At 67.3% G+C, this 17273-nt stretch carries 20 protein-coding genes; 10 read left to right on the top strand and 10 right to left on the bottom strand.

What is annotated here, in order from left to right:
* Window positions 1–30 precede the first annotated feature (30 nt).
* The 4 genes from ASE13_RS13675 to ASE13_RS13690 all read right to left on the bottom strand — a co-directional run bounded on the left by ASE13_RS13675 (window position 31) and on the right by ASE13_RS13690 (window position 4124).
* On the bottom strand, window positions 31–1341 hold the full coding sequence (locus ASE13_RS13675; RefSeq protein WP_056616790.1) for an amidohydrolase: 1311 nt from the start codon (window positions 1339–1341) through the stop codon (window positions 31–33).
* Window positions 1342–1388: 47 nt separating this feature from the next.
* Window positions 1389–2015 (bottom strand): DUF4893 domain-containing protein, encoded by a 627-nt coding sequence (locus ASE13_RS13680; protein WP_082596789.1) that lies wholly within the window; start codon window positions 2013–2015, stop codon window positions 1389–1391.
* A 30-nt stretch (window positions 2016–2045) separates the two neighbouring features.
* Window positions 2046–2831 carry a 3-hydroxybutyrate dehydrogenase gene (locus tag ASE13_RS13685; RefSeq protein WP_056616793.1) on the bottom strand — a complete coding sequence of 262 codons (786 nt, stop codon included), beginning with the start codon at window positions 2829–2831 and terminating at the stop codon, window positions 2046–2048.
* A gap of 153 nt (window positions 2832–2984) precedes the next feature.
* Window positions 2985–4124 (bottom strand): patatin-like phospholipase family protein, encoded by a 1140-nt coding sequence (locus tag ASE13_RS13690; protein ID WP_056616796.1) that lies wholly within the window; start codon window positions 4122–4124, stop codon window positions 2985–2987.
* Window positions 4125–4253: 129 nt separating this feature from the next.
* Here ASE13_RS13690 and ASE13_RS13695 point away from each other — a divergent pair, with 129 nt between their 5' ends.
* The 8 genes from ASE13_RS13695 (at window position 4254) to ASE13_RS13730 (ending at window position 10120) form a co-directional block, all read left to right on the top strand.
* Window positions 4254–5138, top strand: coding sequence for a neutral zinc metallopeptidase (locus ASE13_RS13695; RefSeq protein WP_056616798.1), 885 nt, complete (start codon window positions 4254–4256; stop codon window positions 5136–5138).
* A gap of 31 nt (window positions 5139–5169) precedes the next feature.
* Entirely contained in the window at window positions 5170–5916 is a 747-nt protein-coding gene (locus ASE13_RS13700; RefSeq protein ID WP_056616804.1) for an alpha/beta hydrolase, read from the top strand.
* Window positions 5898–6647 carry a tetratricopeptide repeat protein gene (locus ASE13_RS13705; RefSeq protein WP_056616806.1) on the top strand — a complete coding sequence of 250 codons (750 nt, stop codon included), beginning with the start codon at window positions 5898–5900 and terminating at the stop codon, window positions 6645–6647. The genes ASE13_RS13700 and ASE13_RS13705 overlap by 19 nt, the downstream gene beginning before the upstream one ends.
* A gap of 176 nt (window positions 6648–6823) precedes the next feature.
* Window positions 6824–7279: a VOC family protein gene (locus ASE13_RS13710; protein WP_056616808.1), complete on the top strand. Its 456-nt coding sequence runs from the start codon at window positions 6824–6826 to the stop codon at window positions 7277–7279.
* Window positions 7276–8322: an NAD(P)H-dependent flavin oxidoreductase gene (locus ASE13_RS13715; protein WP_235536980.1), complete on the top strand. Its 1047-nt coding sequence runs from the start codon at window positions 7276–7278 to the stop codon at window positions 8320–8322. The genes ASE13_RS13710 and ASE13_RS13715 overlap by 4 nt, the downstream gene beginning before the upstream one ends.
* A gap of 230 nt (window positions 8323–8552) precedes the next feature.
* Window positions 8553–9281 carry a hydroxyacylglutathione hydrolase gene (gloB, locus tag ASE13_RS13720; RefSeq protein WP_056616811.1) on the top strand — a complete coding sequence of 243 codons (729 nt, stop codon included), beginning with the start codon at window positions 8553–8555 and terminating at the stop codon, window positions 9279–9281.
* Window positions 9282–9317: 36 nt separating this feature from the next.
* On the top strand, window positions 9318–9707 hold the full coding sequence (locus ASE13_RS13725; protein ID WP_082596791.1) for a hypothetical protein: 390 nt from the start codon (window positions 9318–9320) through the stop codon (window positions 9705–9707).
* Between the two features lie 14 nt (window positions 9708–9721).
* Window positions 9722–10120, top strand: coding sequence for a DUF6491 family protein (locus tag ASE13_RS13730; RefSeq protein ID WP_235536981.1), 399 nt, complete (start codon window positions 9722–9724; stop codon window positions 10118–10120).
* Window positions 10121–10273: 153 nt separating this feature from the next.
* Here the strand turns inward: ASE13_RS13730 and ASE13_RS13735 are convergent, their stop codons facing one another.
* The 3 genes from ASE13_RS13735 to hslV form a co-directional block, all read right to left on the bottom strand.
* A complete protein-coding gene (locus tag ASE13_RS13735; RefSeq protein WP_056616813.1) occupies window positions 10274–10897 on the bottom strand; it encodes an outer membrane protein in 624 nt (207 codons plus the stop codon).
* 139 nt (window positions 10898–11036) lie between these two features.
* On the bottom strand, window positions 11037–12329 hold the full coding sequence (gene hslU, locus ASE13_RS13740; RefSeq protein ID WP_056616815.1) for an ATP-dependent protease ATPase subunit HslU: 1293 nt from the start codon (window positions 12327–12329) through the stop codon (window positions 11037–11039).
* A gap of 94 nt (window positions 12330–12423) precedes the next feature.
* Window positions 12424–12978, bottom strand: coding sequence for an ATP-dependent protease subunit HslV (gene hslV / locus ASE13_RS13745; protein WP_056616819.1), 555 nt, complete (start codon window positions 12976–12978; stop codon window positions 12424–12426).
* A gap of 98 nt (window positions 12979–13076) precedes the next feature.
* On the opposite strand from hslV, the gene ASE13_RS13750 reads away from it, so the two are divergent.
* Window positions 13077–13916 carry an endonuclease/exonuclease/phosphatase family protein gene (locus ASE13_RS13750; protein WP_056616822.1) on the top strand — a complete coding sequence of 280 codons (840 nt, stop codon included), beginning with the start codon at window positions 13077–13079 and terminating at the stop codon, window positions 13914–13916.
* Window positions 13917–13919: 3 nt separating this feature from the next.
* The gene (locus ASE13_RS13755; RefSeq protein WP_056616825.1) at window positions 13920–15146 is read left to right on the top strand and encodes a threonine synthase; all 1227 of its coding nucleotides are present in this window, start codon (window positions 13920–13922) and stop codon (window positions 15144–15146) included.
* 120 nt (window positions 15147–15266) lie between these two features.
* Here the strand turns inward: ASE13_RS13755 and ASE13_RS13760 are convergent, their stop codons facing one another.
* Genes ASE13_RS13760 through secF form a run of 3 tightly spaced genes read right to left on the bottom strand, consistent with a single transcriptional unit; the run spans window position 15267 to window position 17263 of the window.
* On the bottom strand, window positions 15267–15911 hold the full coding sequence (locus ASE13_RS13760) for an alpha/beta hydrolase (RefSeq protein ID WP_056616828.1): 645 nt from the start codon (window positions 15909–15911) through the stop codon (window positions 15267–15269).
* 10 nt (window positions 15912–15921) lie between these two features.
* Complete coding sequence (locus ASE13_RS13765) at window positions 15922–16293, bottom strand: Mth938-like domain-containing protein (protein WP_056617877.1); 372 nt, start codon at window positions 16291–16293, stop codon at window positions 15922–15924.
* A gap of 1 nt (window position 16294) precedes the next feature.
* A complete protein-coding gene (gene secF / locus ASE13_RS13770) occupies window positions 16295–17263 on the bottom strand; it encodes a protein translocase subunit SecF (protein ID WP_056616830.1) in 969 nt (322 codons plus the stop codon).
* Between the last annotated feature and the right edge of the window lie 10 nt (window positions 17264–17273).

Genomic DNA, 17273 nt, shown 5'->3' on the forward strand with positions numbered 1-17273 from the left:
AAGCCGGTTTGTGCCAACGGCTTGTCGATTTTAGCGTTTCAATATGTCGAGCGCGGCCGCGGTCATCGCTTCAGTGGCGGTGCCGATCACGGCCTCGGCCTCGGGCGCCCAGAACGGGCTGTGGAGCGAGGGGAGCGGTTCCTTGCCCGCCTGCGCGGCATCCCACTTCGCTTTTGGCACCCCGCCGACCCAGAAGATCATGCTCTGGATCGACTTGTCGGCGAGGTAGAAGCGGCCGAAATCCTCGCCGCCCATCACCGCGGGAGTCTCGACCACGCGGTCCTTGCCGAAGCGGCCGGTCCACAGCGCCTGGAGGCGGCCGGTGAGCGGTTCGGTGTTGAAGGTCGAGGGCGTGCCTTCGTTGCGGATCGTGACCACCGGCATGCGGTCTTCGGGGATGCCCGCGGCGATCGCTTCGCCCTTGGCGATGCGCGCGATGCCGTCGAGCAATTTCTTGCGGACCTCCGGCGTGTAGCTGCGCACCGTCAGCAGCATCGTCACTTCCTTGCCGATGATGTTGTGGGTCGAGCCGCCATGGATCGCGCCTACGGTGACGACGGCGGCATCCTGCGGATCGATCTCGCGGCTGACCAGCGTCTGGAGCGTCGTGACGATCCGCGCGGCGAGGATGATCGGATCGCGCGTGGTCTGCGGATAGGCGCCGTGGCCGCCGACGCCCGAGACCTTGATGTCGACCGAATCGACATTGGCGAGCGCATAGCCCGAACGCACGCCGATCGTGCCCGCCGGAAGCGCGGCGGCGTCGTGGAAAGCGAGCGCGAATTGCGGCTTGGGAAAGCGCGTGAACAGCCCGTCCTCGAGCATCATCCGCGCGCCCATGCCGCGCTCCTCGGCGGGCTGGGCGATCATCACCAGCGTGCCCTTCCACTGGCTTTTCATCGCCGCGAGATTGCGCAGCGTGCCGATCCACGAGGCCATGTGCGTATCGTGGCCGCAGGCGTGCATCACGCCGGTCTCGATACCCTCGTCATTGGTGGTGCGGACCTTCGAGGCGAAGGGGAGGCCGGTGTCCTCGGTGACGGGGAGGCCGTCCATGTCGGCGCGGATCAGCAGGATCGGGCCGGCGCCGTTCTTGAGCACCGCGACGACACCGGTGCCGCCGACCTTCTCGGTGACTTCATATCCGGCCTTCCGCGCCTCGGCGGCCAGCTTGGCGGCGGTCCGGATCTCGTGGAGGCTGAGCTCGGGATTGGCGTGGAAATCGCGATAGAAGTCCATCAGCTGGGGAAGCGCGGCCTGCGTGGCCTGATGCACCGGATCTGCGGCGTTGGCGGGCGTGGCGAGAGTCATGGCTAGGGCTGCCGTGAGGAGAGTGCGCATGGGCGGGAGGCTAGCAGGGGTGAGGGCGTTGTCGAGGGGGTGCGCGTCTAGCCCGCCGGAACCAGTTCCATCACGTCGACGATCGATTCGAAGCGCGGGCGGGGGAAGACGACGCGCCACCGCTTCGCGTCGATGCGCTCGACATAGCCGATCATGTCGCGATTGGCGTCGAGGCCGTAGCGCAGCGGCGCGGTTTCGTCGCCGAGGACGAGCGTGCCGAGGAAGACCTGGCGGTTGGCGTTGTGCGGGAAGATCAGGCCGGTGGGGCGCTGCGAGCCGTTGAGCTTGTGCAGGCTGCGGACTTCGCCTTCATCGGCGATGCGGCAGTCGAATGCGGGATAGGCCGTGAAGTCGCGCACCGCGGTGCCCACCGCGCCGAGCTTGAAGGTCCGGCAGCGATAGGCGCCCTGCGGGATCGCCGGATCGGGAAGCGCGCGATCGGGATCGAACAGCAGGGGATCGGCGGCGATGGCCTGGGGATCGACCTTGCGCGCGAGCGGCAGCGCCTCGTCCCACGCCTTGCGCCAGTCGCGCATGCGATCGCGGTCACTGGCGGTGGCCACGCTCTGCCAGCGGACATTGGTGGCCAGCGACGAGGAGGTCGCCTCGCGATAGACGCTGCAGCCCGCAAGGCCCGGCACCAGGGCAATCGCGACGGGCAGCTTCCACTTCATCCTAGGTCCCCTTTGCGACTCTGCGACCGCTTACGCCGCGGTCCAGCCGCCATCCATCGAATAGTTGGCGCCGGTGATCTGCGCGGCTTCGTCCCGGCAGAGAAAGAGCGCGAGCGCGGCAACTTGTTCCGGCTGGACGAACTGTTTGGTCGGCTGGGCGTCGAGCAGGACGTCGTTGATCACCTGCTCGCGGGTGAGCCCGCGCGTCTTCATCGTGTCGGGGATCTGGTTCTCGACCAGCGGAGTCCAGACATAGCCGGGCGAGATGCAGTTGACGGTGATGCCGTGCGTGGCGACTTCGAGCGCGGCGGTCTTGGTGAGGCCGGCGATGCCGTGCTTGGCAGTGACATAGGCCGATTTATTGGGGCTGGCGACGAGGCTGTGCGCCGAGGCGGTGGTGATGATCCGGCCCCATTTGCGCGCCTTCATGCCCGGAATCGCGGCGCGCATCAGGTGGAAGGTCGAGCTGAGGTTGATCGCGATGATCGCGTCCCATTTCTCGATCGGGAATTCGTCGATCGGCGCGACATGCTGGATGCCGGCGTTGGAAATCAGGATGTCGACGCTGCCGAGCTCCTTCTCCGCGCGGGCGACCATCGCGGCGATCTGGTCGGGCTTGGTCATGTCGGCGGGATCGTAGAGTGCCTTTGCCCCGGCGGTGGCTTCGAGGGCGGCGCGTTCGGTCTCGATCGCGGCGGCGTCGCCGAAGCCGTTGATCACCACCGATGCCCCCTCGGCGGCGAGCGCCTTGGCATAAGCGAGGCCGATCCCCGAAGTGGAGCCGGTGACGATCGCGGACTTGCCCTTGAGGAACATGGGGGACTCCTTGCTGTTACTGACCGTCATCCCCGCGAAAGCGGGGACCCATCTCGTGTGTGTGCCGCAAATACCGCGGCGGTGCTTGCGGAACCTGCTGGAGATGGGCCCCCGCTTTCGCGGGGGTGACGAAGGGGGTGGAGGTGAGATCTCTCATCGATGCGTGAGGTCGAAGGCGGCGGTCTTGCCGTCGAGGATGTTCTCGGCGACCAGCCGGGCATTGGCCATCGTCTCGGCAACCGCGGCGCGGCCGGCCTGCCAATGCTCGTGCATCGAGCGGGCGGAGAATTCGAAATCGCGCGAACCGCCTTCCCACGCATTGGCGCGGTAGATCAGCTGGACGAGGCTCAGCGGCTTCTCGTCGGCGAGGAGGCGCAAAGCGGCGACGTCGGGGTCGTCGGCGAGATCGGCAGGAAGCTTGGCAAGCACGCGGCGGATCGCCTCGCGGTCCTTGCGCAGGCGCAGGCGCTCGTCGGAAACCTGCCGGGTGCGGCTGGAGAAGCGTATCTCCTTTTCGCGGGCAAGCACGTCGGTGATCGTGCGCGGGAGATCGGCGGCGGCGGGGAAGAGATCGACCTGGAAGACGAGGGTGTCCTCGCATTGGCGATCGAGGATGTGGGTTAGCGGCGTGTTCGAGACGAGGCCGCCGTCCCAGAACTGCCGCCCGTCGATCTCGATCGGGGGCAGGCCGGGCGGGAGCGCGCCCGAGGCCATGATATGGCGCGCGTCGAGCCGCTCGTCGGCGGTGTCGAAATAGCGGAAATTGCCGCTGGCGATATCGACTGCGCCGACCGAGAGGCGGACGGGTCCCTTGTTGAGCAGGTCCCAGTCGATGTGCGCGTCCAGCGTCTCGCGCAGCGGCGCACTGTCGTAGAAGCTGAGCGCGGCGGGTGTGCCGGGCGTGGCGAATGCCGGCGGGATCAGGCGCGGCTGGAAGAAGCCGGGGACGCCGCCCATCAGCACCGTCGCCGCGGCCCATTCGTGGGAAAATTCGCGCGCGGTGTCGCTCAGCGGAATCGAGAAATCGGGGAGCGCGCCGGTGACGCCTTCCCAAAAGGCCTTGATCGCCGGGAGGCGGAGTTCCGGCGGATTGCCGGCGAAGAGCGCGGCGTTGACGGCCCCAATCGAGATGCCCGCGACCCAATCGACTTCGATGCGGGCTTCGTCGAGCGCTTCGATCACGCCGCCCTGGAAGCTGCCGAGCGCGCCGCCACCCTGGAGCACCAGCGCGACGCACTCCGGCAGCGGCAGTCCGGCGACGCGGCGGCGCGGACGGGGTTCGGCATCGGCCATGTGGGGGCTTTGGCCCAACGCGGAGGCGAGAGCAACATGATCCTCCCCATGCCGGGGAGGATTTTGGGTCGTGCAACGCACGTCGTTCTCGCGCATTGTTGCGGAGAGCTAACGACGAAGGAATGGCCGATGCGGCTCGACGATCTCGATCCCACCGAAAATGCGCGCGATTTCGGGTCGGGCGGCGGCGGGGGCGGCGGCGGTTTCGGACTGCTGGGGCTGCTGCCTTTGCTGCTCGGGCGCGGCATGGGCTGCGGCGGAATCGCGCTGATCGGCATCGTCGCGTTGATCTTCTTCGGCATGGGCGGCGGCGGGCTGCTGAACGGCGGCGGTGGCGGCACCCAGACCCGGCAGGGCCAGACGCAGGGCGCGCCCAAGGCATGCGACACCCAGGACGAGCTCTTCGCCTGCCGAGTGATGACGAGCACCGAGCAGGTGTGGGGCGAAGTGTTCGCGGAGCACGGCCAGCGTTACCGGCCCGCGACGATCAACTTCTTCCAGAATTCCGTGCAATCGGCGTGCGGACAGGCGTCCTCGGCGGTCGGGCCGTTTTATTGCCCGGGCGATCAGGGCGTGTTCCTCGACACCGGCTTCTTCGAGGAACTCGACAAGCGTTTCGGCGCCAAGGGCGACTTCGCCCGTGCCTATGTCGTCGGGCACGAAGTGGGGCACCATATCCAGAATCTCGAAGGCACGTCGGCCAAGGTCAGCCAGGCACAGGGCCGCGCCTCGCGAACCGAGGGCAACAGATTGTCGGTGCTGCTCGAACTGCAGGCGGATTGCTATGCCGGCGTCTGGGCCAAGCGCAGCGGCCGGCTGGAGGCGGGCGACATCGAGGAAGGCATGGCGGCGGCGAGCGCGATCGGCGACGATACGCTGCAGCGCCAGGGGCAGGGCGAAGTGGTGCCCGACAGCTTCACCCACGGCACGTCGTCACAGCGGATGGAATGGCTGAAGCGGGGGCTGGAGAGCGGTGATCCCGCGAAGTGCGATACGTTCGCGGCGGCGGGGTGACGGCGCTTGGCGGGGCCGCTAGGTCACCCTGATGACCGACGCTCCTGACGTTCCCGAACACCCTAAACTCGCATATCGCCATACCCCCGGGCGCGGGCCGACAGTGGTGTTCCTGTGCGGCTATGCCTCGGACATGAACGGCACCAAGGCGCTGGCGCTCGAGCAATGGGCGCAGCGAACCGGGCGGGCGTTTCTGCGCTTCGATTATGCCGGGTGCGGCGAGAGCGAAGGCGATTTCGAGGATCAGACGCTCGCTTCGTGGCGCGACGACGCGCTGCGCGTGATCGACATGGTCGTCGAGGGGCCGGTGGTGCTGGTCGGCTCGTCGATGGGCGGCTGGGTGATGCTGCTGGTCGGAAAAGAACGGCCGGGGCTGGTCGTGGGCATGGTCGGGATCGCGGCGGCGCCGGACTTTACCGACTGGGGCTATAGCGATGCGGAAAAGGCCTTGATCCTGCGCGACGGGCGGATCGAGCAGCCCAATGACTATGGCGACACGCCGACGGTCACGACGCGCGATTTCTGGGTTTCGGGCGAGGCCAACAAGATGATGACCGGGCCGATCGCCTTTGACGGTCCGGTGCGGCTGCTGCAGGGGCAGCGCGACAGCGAAGTGCCGTGGCAGCGCGCACTGACGCTCGCGGGGCTGTTCCGTTCAGACGCGGTGCAGATTGTGCTGGTCAAGGACGGCGACCACCGGCTGTCGCGCGACAATGACCTCGCGCTGATCCTCCGGTCAGTCGAGGACGTTTTATTCCTATGTTCTTCCTCCTCCTGAGCCTTCAGGCCGCGACCGCGGCGCCGCCGCCTCCCGGGCAGGAGCCGCCGCGTTATGCCGAGTGCATGGATCTCGCGACCGGCGATCCCTCGCAGGGCGCGGCGGCGGCGGCGAAGTGGAACATGGAGGGCGGCGGGATGCTCGCGCGGCAATGCCTCGGCGTCGCTTATGCCAACCAGAAGCGCTGGCCCTCGGCAGCGGCGGCGTTCGAGGAGGCCGCGCGGGCGGCGGAGAGCGCGCATGACGTGCGGTCGGCGAATTACTGGGCGCAGGCAGGCAATGCCTGGCTGGCAGCGGGCGAGCCGGTCAAGGCGCGCGCGGCGCTCGATGCGGCGCTGGCGAGCGGGAATTTGACCGGGCTGGCGCTGGGCGAGGCGCGGCTGGATCGGGCGCGGACATTGGTTGCGGCGGGCGACATGGAAGGGGCGCGGGGCGATCTCGATCGGGCGCTGGCCGACGCCAAGGCGGATCCGCTGGCGTGGCTGCTCTCGGCGACCTTGGCGCGGCGGCAGGGCGATCTGGCGCGCGCGAAGACCGATATCGCAGAGGCGCTGCGCCGCTCGGCGGACGATCCGCAGGTCCAGCTTGAGGCAGGTAACATCGCCGCGGTGAGCGGCGACGAGGCGGGCGCCCGAACCGCCTGGAACCGGGTGGTCGAGCTGGCCCCGGGGAGCCCGACGGCGGAATCGGCGCGCAAGGCGCTGACGCAGTTCGGGACGGCGGAGAAGTAATCTTCTTGCTCCCCTCCCTGCAAGGGAGGGGCTGGGGGTGGGTGCGAGCGTTAGCGAGCCCCCTCCGATTGCGCTGGAGGGCCGACGCTTGCGCGTCGGCACCCACCCCCGACCCCTCCCTTGCAGGGAGGGGAGTCGTAGTCCTATCTCGCGGGCAAACAGCGACGGGAAGCCGCATGCACTATCTCCACACCATGATCCGCATCACCGATCCGGAGGCGACATTGCGGTTCTTCGAACTGCTCGGGCTCGAGGAAGTGCGGCGGATGGAGAGCGAGAAGGGGCGGTTCACCCTGATCTTCCTCGCCGCGCCCGAGGATTCGAACGGCCCGGGCAAGCGCGCCAAGGCCGAGGTCGAGCTGACTTATAATTGGCCCCCCGAGGACGGGAGTGCGGCCGAAGTCTATACCGGCGGGCGCAATTTCGGGCACCTCGCCTACCGCGTCGACAATATCTACGAGACGTGCCGGCGGCTGATGGACAATGGCGTGACGATCAACCGCCCGCCGCGCGACGGGCACATGGCGTTCGTGCGCACGCCCGACAATATCTCGATCGAATTGCTCCAGGCGGACGAGCCTCTCGCGCCGGCCGAGCCCTGGGCGTCGATGCCGAATATCGGCGCCTGGTGACTCCCGCCGCCGCCCGTTTCCTCGAACTGACCGGCGCCGCGGTTCCGATCGTGCAGGCGCCGATGGCGGGCGCGGGCGGCGTCGCGCTGGCGGCGGCCGCAATTCGGGGCGGGGCGCTGGGCTCGCTGCCTTGCGCGATGCTCTCGGACATTGAAGTACGCGCGCAACTTGCCGAAGTGCGCGCGGCGGCGAAGGGGCCGCTCAACCTCAATTTCTTCTGCCACGAACTCGATGATACACCCGACGACAGCGCCTGGCGGCGCGCGCTCGGCCCGCTTTATGCGCACGAAGGCGTAACGCCACCGGAGGGCGGCGGCGCGCTGCGGCGGCCGTTCGACGCGGCGCTGTGCGAAGCGGTCGAGGCGGTGCGGCCCGAGATCGTCAGCTTCCATTTCGGGCTGCCGGCGCCGACACTGCTCGCGCGGGTCAAGGCAGTGGCGAAGGTGTTCGGCAACGCGACCACCGTCGACGAAGCACGCTTCCTCGAGCGGCAGGGCTGCGACGCGGTGATCGCGCAGGGGAGCGAGGCCGGCGGGCATGCCGGATGGTTCCTCGAAGGGCATCGGCCGATCGGCACGCTGGCGCTGGTGCGGCGGATCGTCCGCGCGATCGACGTGCCGGTGATCGCCGCGGGCGGGATCGTCGACGGTGCCGGCATCGCCGCGACGCTGGCGCTGGGCGCGAGCGCCGCGCAGCTGGGCACGGCCTATCTCGCCACGCCCGAGAGCCTGGTTTCGCCGATGCACCGGGCTTTGCTGGGCAGCGAGGCCGAGACCGTGTTCACCAATGTGTTCACCGGCCGCGAAGCGCGGGGTTTCCGCAATCGGCTCGTCGACGAACTCGGGCCGATCTCGCCGCTTGCGCCGGCCTTTCCCTATGCCGCAACCGCGCTCGCGCCGCTGCGCGCGGCGGCGGAAGCCGAGGGGCGGGCGGACTATTCGCCCTTATGGGCCGGGCAAAGCGCGGCGCTCGCCCGAGCCATGCCGGCGGAGGATTTGACCCGGCTGCTTGCCGAAGAGGCGCTTGCCTTGCTCGACCGCTAGGCTGAGGATTCGTTCAAGTTGTTGATTTAACTTGCGGGATTCCGCCTCCCTTCGTCCTCCCCGCGAAAGCGGGGACCCATCTCCGACAGTTTCCACAAACGCACCGGTGCATTTTGCCGCTCGCTCAGGAGATGGGTCCCCGCTTTCGCGGGGATGACGCGTTTTTGAATATGAGTCCTCAGCCCAACCGAGGCTGGCGCGGAGACCGTCGCGCGCTTACCTTGGCCCGCATGCTCGACATCGTCCGAATTCCCGCGCTCAGCGACAATTACATCTGGCTCGTCCACGATCCCGGCAGCGGCGAGACGATGGTGGTCGATCCGGCCGAAGCAGCCGGTGTCGAGCGAGTGCTGGCGGAGCGGGGCTGGCGGCTGACGGCGATCTGGAACACGCATTGGCATCCCGATCACACCGGCGGGAACGCCGATTTGAAGGCAGCATGGAACGTGCCCGTCATCGCGCCGGCGGCCGAGGCGGCGAAGATCCCCACCGCGGACCGGCTGGTCGGCGAGGGCGACGAAGTGCGGCTGGGCAATCATGTCGCGCGGGTGATGGAAGTGCCGGCCCATACTGCGGGGCACATCGCCTATCACTTCGCCGGGGATGAACTGGTGTTCGTCGGCGACACCTTGTTCGCGATGGGGTGCGGGCGGCTGTTCGAGGGGACGGCGGCGCAGATGTTCGCCAACATGCAGCGGCTGGGCGCCTTGCCGGACGAGACCCGGGTCTATTGCGCGCACGAATATACCCAGTCGAACGGGCGATATGCGCTCGTCGCCGAGCCGGACAATGCGGCGATCCGCGACCGGATGGACGCAGTCGATCGCGCGCGGGCGGCGGGGGAGGCGACGGTGCCGACGACGATTGCGCTCGAACAGGCGACCAATCCGTTCCTGCGTGCGCAAAGCATTGAAATTCTGGCGGAGCGCCGCGCGGCCAAGGATATTTTCCGCGGCTGAGATGGTATAGGATGGCGGGGCATTGAGGAGTGTTCGATGATCCGCGTCGCCGTCCCCGTTCTCCTGCTTCTCGCCGGCTGCACCGCCACCGCAGGGGCCGAACAATCGGACGCGCGCGATCGGGCGCGGCTGGACAAGGCGCTGGCGGGGCTGACTCCGGGCGAGCCGGTGCGATGCCTGCGCCGCGACCAGTATAACGAAATCCGCACCTTCGACGGCACGATCCTCTATGTCGCCGGGCGCAAGCGTCTGTGGCGCAACGACGTGGTCGGCAGCTGCCCGGGGCTGCGCCGCGGCGACATTGTCGTTTCGCGGAGCTTCGGCAGCCAGGCCTGCGATCGCGACATCATCCAGACGCGCGCGCCGACCGGCGGGTTCATGTCGGGGAGCTGTTCGCTGGGCAAGTTCACGCCCTATACGCGCTAGACGGGAGAGAAGAGATGCGGTTGGCAATCATGCTGGGAGCGCTGGCGCTGGCGGGATGCACCGCCAATGCCGAGATGCAGGCGTCGCGCCAGGCGGAGGCGCAACGCGACTTGGCCGACGCGCTGAAGGGGCGCGTGGCGGGCAAGCCGCAGGACTGCATCTCCTCGCCGCAGCAGACCAATGGACCGCAGATCATTGATTCGCACACGGTCCTGTATCGCAGCGGCAGCCGCGTTTGGCGCAACGACCTGGCGGGGGACTGCCCCTCGCTCGACCCGGATTCGATCCTGGTGGTCGAGCTGCACGGCTCGCAGATCTGCAGGAACGACATGTTCCGGCCGGTGGATCGCGGTAGCCGGATCCCGGGCGCCTATTGCCGCTTCGGCCAGTTCACGCCCTATGTGAAGGAGTGACTTGAAATTCCTCCCTCGCTTTAGCGGGGGAGGGGGACCAGCTGCAAGCTGGTGGAGGGGGCCTGGCCGCAGGCGATGTGCTCGCGGCTACGCCCCCTCCGTCATGCTTCGCATGCCACCTCCCCCGCTGCGCGAGGGAGGATTTTCACGCGATCAGAAACGCGCGCCGACGCCCGCGACGATCTGCGTGTGCGTGCGGGCATAGCCCGTCGGCAGGGCGAAGATCGTGTAGTCGCCGAGATCCTGATACCGCATCTCGAGACGCCCGAAGAGGTTCTTGCGCTGGAGTTCGGCGCCCAAGCTGACGCGGAATCCGCCCTTCTCCTCGGTCTGGTCGATCGTGCCGCTGGCGTCCTCGTAGATCGAGCGCAGCTGCGAATTCACATAACCGCCACCGACATAGATCAGCGTGCGGCCGGTGGGCAGGCCTACGCGGACGCCGGCATAGAGGTCACGCCCGGCGCGGGATTCGAAACGATCCCCGTTCACGAGCAGATCCTCGATCTTGTATGCGGCCTTGGAGGTAGTGATTTCGCCCTGAATGCCGATCACGACCTTGCCGACCTGCTTGTCATAGCCGATCGACCCGCCGAAGACGACGTCGCGCGCGGCATCGGCTTCGTCATTCTCCTGGATCGTCAGCACGTCCAGGCCGACGATGCCCGCGATCGACACGCCGTCGAAATAGCCCTTTTCCGGCGCCGGTGCTGCTTCCTGCGCGAAAGCAGGCACGGCAAAGCAAAGCGCCGCAAGCGACGCCACGATCATCTTATTCATTTGGTCCCCCCGTGTTAACGAGCGGCCGCATAATTATGGTCGGCCGGCGCCGCGAGCGTTTTTACGCGATTCCGGCCGACTTTGATCAGTTTGTCGACTACCGTTGCGAAATCGCAACAAATTCAAATTTGCGCAATAATCACAGCACGTACCTGCTCAGGTCCGTGTTGCGCGCCACTGCCGCGAGCTGCTTGTCGACATAGGCCGCATCGATCGCAAGGGTGGTGCCGGCGCGGTCCTCGGCGTCGAAGCTGACTTCCTCGAGCAGTTTCTCCATCACGGTCTGAAGGCGCCGCGCGCCGATATTCTCGAGTTCGCTGTTAACCTCTGCGGCGATTTTCGCGACCGCGCGAATACCGTCCTCGGTGAAATCGATCGTCACGCCCTCGGTGCCGAGCAGCGCCGCATATTGCTGGACGAGGCTCGCCTTGGTGTCCGACAGGATCGCGACGAAATCCTCCTCGGTCAGCGCCTTCAGCTCGACGCGGATCGGCAGGCGGCCCTGGAGTTCGGGAAGCAGGTCGCTGGGCTTGGCGACGTGGAAGGCGCCGCTGGCGATGAAGAGGATGTGATCGGTCTTCATCGGCCCGTATTTGGTCGCCACCGTGGTGCCTTCGATCAGCGGCAGCAGGTCGCGCTGGACGCCTTCGCGGCTGACCGATCCGCCGCGCACGTCCGAGACCGCGATCTTGTCGATCTCGTCGAGGAAGACGATGCCGTTGGCCTCCGCGTCGGCGAGCGCCTGGCGGCTGACTTCGTCCTGGTCGAGGCGCTTGTCGGCCTCTTCCTCGACGAGCTTGTCCCATGCCGCGCGGACGTTGAGTTTCCGCCGCTTGAGCGGCGTGCCGGCAAGGCCCTTCATCATCTCGCCGAGATTGATCATCTGGGCGCCGCCGCCCGGAATATCGAACGGCATCTGGGGGGCCTGCTCGACTTCGATCTCGATCTCGGTCTGGTCGAGAATGCCGTCGTGGAAGCGCTGCTTGAACGCCTCGCGGGTGGCGGTCGACGAATCCTTGCCGGTGAGCGCGTCGAGCAGGCGGCCCATCGCGGCTTCCTCGGCCTTGTCCTTCACCGCGGCGCGGCGGCGCTCCTTCTCGAGCCGGATCGCTTCCTCGACGAGATCGCGGGCGATCTGCTCGACGTCGCGGCCGACATAGCCGACTTCGGTGAACTTGGTCGCCTCGACCTTGACGAAGGGCGCGTCGGCCAGCTTGGCGAGGCGGCGGCTGATCTCGGTCTTGCCGCAGCCGGTGGGTCCGATCATCAGGATGTTCTTGGGCGTGACCTCGTCGCGGAGGTCGGCCGAGAGCTGCTGGCGGCGCCAGCGGTTGCGGAGCGCGACGGCGACGGCCTTCTTGGCGTCGTGCTGGCCGATGATGTGTGCGTCGAGGGCGGCGACGATGGCTTTGGGGGTGAGTTTCTCGTTCATTGATCCATTCTCGTCATCCCGGCGGAAGCCGGGATCGCATGCGGCGAGCGCACGCTTCGTAACGGGGAGATCCCGGCTTCCGCCGGGATGACGGTTAATTGGCGCTGTCGAGTGTCTCCACGGTCAGCCGGTCGTTGGTGAAGACGCAGAGTTCGCCGGCGATCTTCATCGCAGCCCTTGCGATCTTTTCGGGGTCGGTCTCGTAATCGACCAAAGCGCGCGCCGCGGCGAGGGCGAAATTGCCGCCCGATCCGATCGCGGCGACGCCGCCCTCGGGCTCGAGCACGTCGCCGTTGCCGGTGACCACCAAGGTGACGTCCTTGTCGGCGACGATCAGCATCGCTTCGAGGTTGCGGAGATATTTGTCCGTCCGCCAGTCCTTGGCGAGCTCGACCGCGGCGCGCAGCAGCTGGCCCTGATGGCGCTCGAGCTTGCTTTCCAGCCGCTCGAACAGAGTGAAGGCGTCGGCAGTAGCGCCGGCAAAGCCCGCGATCACCTTGCCGTCGCCCAAAGGCCGGACCTTCTTGGCATTGGGCTTCATCACGGTGTTGCCCGCCGAGACCTGCCCGTCGCCCGCGATGACCACCTTGCCCGATTTGCGCACGGAGAGGATCGTCGTGCCGTGCCACGCATTGCTGTTTTCGCTCATAGTCGGCGGATATGGGGAGGTCGCGTGCCGTCGCAATGGGGCAACGCTCCCGAAACAAAGCTGTGGCCTATGCGGACCCAGTGAAATGGGAGTTCGGTATGCGGATTTTGTGGAGAGTGATGCTGGCGGTGCTGCTGGTCGCGGGCGGACCGGCGATGGCGCAGGCGCCGCTCAAGGTGATGAGCTTCAACGTCCGCTACGCCAACGAGAATGATGGTGCCAATGCGTGGAGCAAGCGCCGCGAAGTGACTGCGGCGATGCTGGAAAAGGCCGCGCCCGATCTGTTCGGGACGCAGGAGCTGCTCAAGGTGCAGGGCGATTTCCTCGCCGCGCGGCTCAAGGGATATGCATGGTTCGGGGTGGATCGCCGCGGCGGGCATGCCGACGAGCATATGGGCGTCTTCTACCGGACCGACCGGCTAAAGCTGATCGAATCGGGCCAGTTCTGGCTCTCGGACACGCCGGAAGTGGTGGGCAGCATCACCTGGGGGCATCCGTTGCCGCGGATGGTGACCTGGGGGCTGTTCGAGACAGTGAAGGGCGGGCGGCGCTTCTATGCGTTCAACACGCATCTCCCCTATCGCGACGAGGACGAGGATGCGCGCACCAAGGGGGCGGCGCTGATCCTCGAGCGGATCGAGGCGATGGCCGGCGATCTGCCGGTGGTGCTGACCGGCGACTTCAACACCACGCCGGGGAGCGAAGCGCACAAGCTGCTCGCCACGCGGCTGACCGACGCCCGCGACAGCGCGCCGCAGAAGCTGGGGCCGGAGATGACCTTCCACAATTTCACCGGAAAGGCCGACAAGAGGATCGACTGGATCTTCACGCGGGGCTTCACGGCGAAGCGTGTGACGACGATCACCGATCATCAGGGGGAGGTGCAGACCTCGGATCATTTCCCCGTGCTCGCCGAGCTTGGGTGGCCTAAGCGATAGGCCATGCGCCACGATGACAATCTCACCGCCGACCGGCCGACCTTCGTCAGCCATCTCGAATGTTCGATGACCGGCGAGCGTTACGCGGCGGACCAGCTGCACGGGCTTTCGCGGGTCGGACGGCCGTTGCTGGTGCGCTACGATCTGGACGGCGTGAAGAATGCGCTGACCCCGGAGATCCTGGCGGGCCGGCCGGCGGACCTGTGGAAATATCGCGAGCTGCTCCCGGTGCGGCACACGGCGAACATCGTCAGCTTGGGCGAGACCGCGACGCCGATCGTGCCGCTCCTCAGCGAGCCGGGCAATGTCTGGGTCAAGGACGAGGGCCGGCTGCCGACGGGCTCGTTCAAGGCGCGCGGGCTGGTGATGGCTATCGCGATGGCGAAGGAGCTCGGCGTCACCACGATCGCGATGCCGACCAACGGCAATGCCGGCGCGGCGGCTGCTGCCTATGCGACGCGGGCGGGGATCGAGGCGGTGATCTTCTGTCCGGACGACACGCCCGAGATCAATGTCCGCGAGATCGCCGCGCAGGGCGCGCGGGTCTATCGGGTCAACGGACTGATCGACGATTGCGGCAAATTGGCCGGTGCGGGGAAGGAGGCGCGCGGCTGGTTCGACCTGTCGACGCTCAAGGAGCCGTATCGGATCGAGGGCAAGAAGACGATGGGGCTCGAGCTTGCCGAGCAATTCGACTGGGCGCTTCCCGACGCGATCTTCTATCCCACCGGCGGCGGCACCGGGCTGATCGGGATGTGGAAGGCGTTCGACGAGATGGAGGCGCTGGGCTGGATCGGCAGCAAGCGGCCGCGGATGTACGCAGTGCAGGCCGAGGGATGCGCGCCGATCGTCCGCGCCTTCGATGCGGGCGAGCGGCATGCGGTGCGCTGGGAAGATGCCCATACGGTGGCGGCGGGGATCCGCGTGCCGCAGGCGGTAGGCGATTTCCTGATCCTCGACGCAGTGCGCGCGAGCGGGGGCAAGGCGCTGGCAGTGAGCGACGCGGCACTGATGCAGGCCGTCGAGGATGCGGGCAAGAAGGACGGGCTTTTGCTCTGCCCCGAGGGCGGGGCGACGCTGGCGGCGTATCGCGATGCGCTGGCGGCGGGGCTGGTGGATGCGGAGGAGAAGGCCGTCCTGTTCAACTGCGCGACGGGGCTGAAATACCCGCTGGCGGACCAGTCGCGGTTTCTGGACCGGCACGCGCCGGTGGATTGGGCGGCCTTGTAACCTCTCGTCACCCCGGCCTTGTGCCGGGGTCCACCAAGCCTCGATCGAACAGCAAGCGGGGCTAGCGGCTCATCTGCCTCACGGTGGACCCCGGCACTTCGGCCGGGGTGACGAGAGGGGTTAGCCCAGCACCTTCTGTAGAAACGCTCCACCCAGCTGCACGCCTTCCGGATCGATCCCGTGACCGAGACCGCGCGCGATATGGCCTTCAACGTCGAAGCCGTTCCGCTCCAGCTCGGCATAAGCATGGTGATAGGCGCCGACCGGCACGACCGTGTCGGCGTCGCCGTGGATCAGCAGCACGGGCGGCTCGCTGCGCACCTCGTCGAGCGAGGATCCGGCGATCATTCCCGAATAGCCGAGAATGCCGGCAAGCGCGCGCTCGCGGCGAATGCCGGCATGGAGTGCCATCATCGTGCCCTGGCTGAAGCCGACCAGCGCCATCCTGCTCTCATCCAGCCCGTGCCCGGCGAGCAGCCCGTCGAGCCAGGCGTCGAGCACCGGCGCGGCTTGGCGGGCGCCGGCGGCGAGCGCGGCGCGGCCGAGATCGTGCAGCGCCCACCATTGATAGCCGCCGGGTGCGCCGGGGCAGCGCTCGGGCGCGTTGGGGGCGACGAACAATGCGTCGGGGAGCAGCCGCTGCCACATCGGCGCGAGCGAGATCAGGTCGGCGCCATTCGAGCCGTAGCCGTGGAGCAGCACGACGAGCTGTTTCGGCGCGCCGCCGGACAACGGCGAAAGGCTGGGGCCGTCCAGTTGCTGCATTCGCGGTCCTTCAGCCGAGCGGGTAGAGCGCGCCGGCAACCCAGCGCAGCTCGGCGCGGAGCACGCCCCAGGCGCGGGCGGCGGCGCGGCTGTCCATCGCCTCCACGCCGATGCCGCGGGCACCGAGCGCCTTGATGAGTGCGGACGGCGGACGAACGAGCGTGGCGCCGGTGCCGAGCAGCAGGAATTCGGGCTGCGGATCGAGCGACAGGACCGGCGCGAGATCGGCCTCGCCGAGTTCGGCGATCGGCGGGGGCGACCAGCCGTCGGCGCGCTGCGGAGTGATCAGCAGCCCTTCGTAGATGCCCTCGTCGACCTTGAAGCCGCGCCCCGAAAAGCCGGAGATGACCGGCCCCTCGGCGCTGCGGCGTTCCATCTTCATCTCAGCGAAGGTCGCGCGGCGCGACCCGCTCGCCATCCGGGGCGCTGCTTTTGCGGTCCTCGCGGAAGCCCGGCTTGAGGCCCAGCGTGATCAGCAGCGACGACGACACGTAGATCGACGAATAGGTGCCGACGACGATGCCGAGCATCATCGCCGCAGTGAAGCCGCGCAGCACATGCCCACCGAAGATCAGCAACGCGGCGAGCGCGAGCATGATCGTGACCGAAGTCATCACCGTGCGCGGCAGCGTCTCGTTGACCGAGAGGTCGATCAGGTCGCGCATCTCCATTTTGCGGAACTTGCGCATATTCTCGCGGATACGATCGTCGATCACCATCTTGTCGTTGATCGAATAGCCGATGATCGTGAGCACCGCCGCGACGATGTTGAGATCGAAGACCATCTGGGTCAGCGCGAAGAAGCCCAAGGTCATCAGCACGTCGTGGATGATCGCCACCGCGGTCGACACACCGAACTGCCATTCGTAGCGGAACCACGAGAAGATCGCGATGCCGATGATCGCGAGCACCACCGCCAGCACGCCGTTCTGGACCAGCTCGCCCGATACCTTGCCCGACACGGTGGAATAGTTGCTGAAGGTCGCGCCAGGGAATTTGGCGGCGAGCGCGGTCTTCACCTTCTCGACCATCTGATCGGTCGCCGCGGGATCAGTCGATTCGGGAACGGGCAGGCGGATCGTCACCGTATTGGCGCCGCCCAATTGCTGGAGCGAAGCTTCGCCGAGGCCCAGCCGGTTGACCGTCGAGCGGACTTCATCGAGCGGCGGAGCGGTGACGAACTTCTCCTCAATCGACACGCCGCCGACGAAGTCGACGCCCATGTTGAGGCCGCGGGTCGCGACCAGCGCGATTGCGGCGATGGTGAGCAAGGCCGTGATCGCGAAGGCGATGTGGCGAATGCGGACGAACCCGATATTGGTGTTATCCGGTACGATCTTGAGGAGCCGCATGGTTCGGGCG

Origin of the sequence: Sphingomonas sp. Root241 (assembly GCF_001428865.1) — a bacterium.
Taxonomy (GTDB): domain Bacteria; phylum Pseudomonadota; class Alphaproteobacteria; order Sphingomonadales; family Sphingomonadaceae; genus Sphingomonas.

What these genes read in the sequence shown, in the direction of transcription:
- ASE13_RS13760 (WP_056616828.1), bottom strand. Translation starts at nt 15,911, where the DNA reads ATGCAGCAACTGGACGGCCCCAGCCTTTCGCCGTTGTCCGGCGGCGCG.
- hslV (WP_056616819.1), bottom strand. Translation starts at nt 12,978, where the DNA reads ATGAGCGAAAACAGCAATGCGTGGCACGGCACGACGATCCTCTCCGTG.
- ASE13_RS13725 (WP_082596791.1), top strand. Translation starts at nt 9,318, where the DNA reads ATGATCCGCGTCGCCGTCCCCGTTCTCCTGCTTCTCGCCGGCTGCACC.
- ASE13_RS13695 (WP_056616798.1), top strand. Translation starts at nt 4,254, where the DNA reads ATGCGGCTCGACGATCTCGATCCCACCGAAAATGCGCGCGATTTCGGG.
- ASE13_RS13705 (WP_056616806.1), top strand. Translation starts at nt 5,898, where the DNA reads ATGTTCTTCCTCCTCCTGAGCCTTCAGGCCGCGACCGCGGCGCCGCCG.
- ASE13_RS13730 (WP_235536981.1), top strand. Translation starts at nt 9,722, where the DNA reads ATGCGGTTGGCAATCATGCTGGGAGCGCTGGCGCTGGCGGGATGCACC.
- ASE13_RS13750 (WP_056616822.1), top strand. Translation starts at nt 13,077, where the DNA reads ATGCGGATTTTGTGGAGAGTGATGCTGGCGGTGCTGCTGGTCGCGGGC.
- ASE13_RS13755 (WP_056616825.1), top strand. Translation starts at nt 13,920, where the DNA reads ATGCGCCACGATGACAATCTCACCGCCGACCGGCCGACCTTCGTCAGC.
- ASE13_RS13675 (WP_056616790.1), bottom strand. Translation starts at nt 1,341, where the DNA reads ATGCGCACTCTCCTCACGGCAGCCCTAGCCATGACTCTCGCCACGCCC.
- secF (WP_056616830.1), bottom strand. Translation starts at nt 17,263, where the DNA reads ATGCGGCTCCTCAAGATCGTACCGGATAACACCAATATCGGGTTCGTC.
- ASE13_RS13680 (WP_082596789.1), bottom strand. Translation starts at nt 2,015, where the DNA reads ATGAAGTGGAAGCTGCCCGTCGCGATTGCCCTGGTGCCGGGCCTTGCG.
- ASE13_RS13765 (WP_056617877.1), bottom strand. Translation starts at nt 16,293, where the DNA reads ATGAAGATGGAACGCCGCAGCGCCGAGGGGCCGGTCATCTCCGGCTTT.
- ASE13_RS13685 (WP_056616793.1), bottom strand. Translation starts at nt 2,831, where the DNA reads ATGTTCCTCAAGGGCAAGTCCGCGATCGTCACCGGCTCCACTTCGGGG.
- ASE13_RS13710 (WP_056616808.1), top strand. Translation starts at nt 6,824, where the DNA reads ATGCACTATCTCCACACCATGATCCGCATCACCGATCCGGAGGCGACA.
- ASE13_RS13735 (WP_056616813.1), bottom strand. Translation starts at nt 10,897, where the DNA reads ATGAATAAGATGATCGTGGCGTCGCTTGCGGCGCTTTGCTTTGCCGTG.
- ASE13_RS13690 (WP_056616796.1), bottom strand. Translation starts at nt 4,124, where the DNA reads ATGGCCGATGCCGAACCCCGTCCGCGCCGCCGCGTCGCCGGACTGCCG.
- ASE13_RS13700 (WP_056616804.1), top strand. Translation starts at nt 5,170, where the DNA reads ATGACCGACGCTCCTGACGTTCCCGAACACCCTAAACTCGCATATCGC.
- gloB (WP_056616811.1), top strand. Translation starts at nt 8,553, where the DNA reads ATGCTCGACATCGTCCGAATTCCCGCGCTCAGCGACAATTACATCTGG.
- hslU (WP_056616815.1), bottom strand. Translation starts at nt 12,329, where the DNA reads ATGAACGAGAAACTCACCCCCAAAGCCATCGTCGCCGCCCTCGACGCA.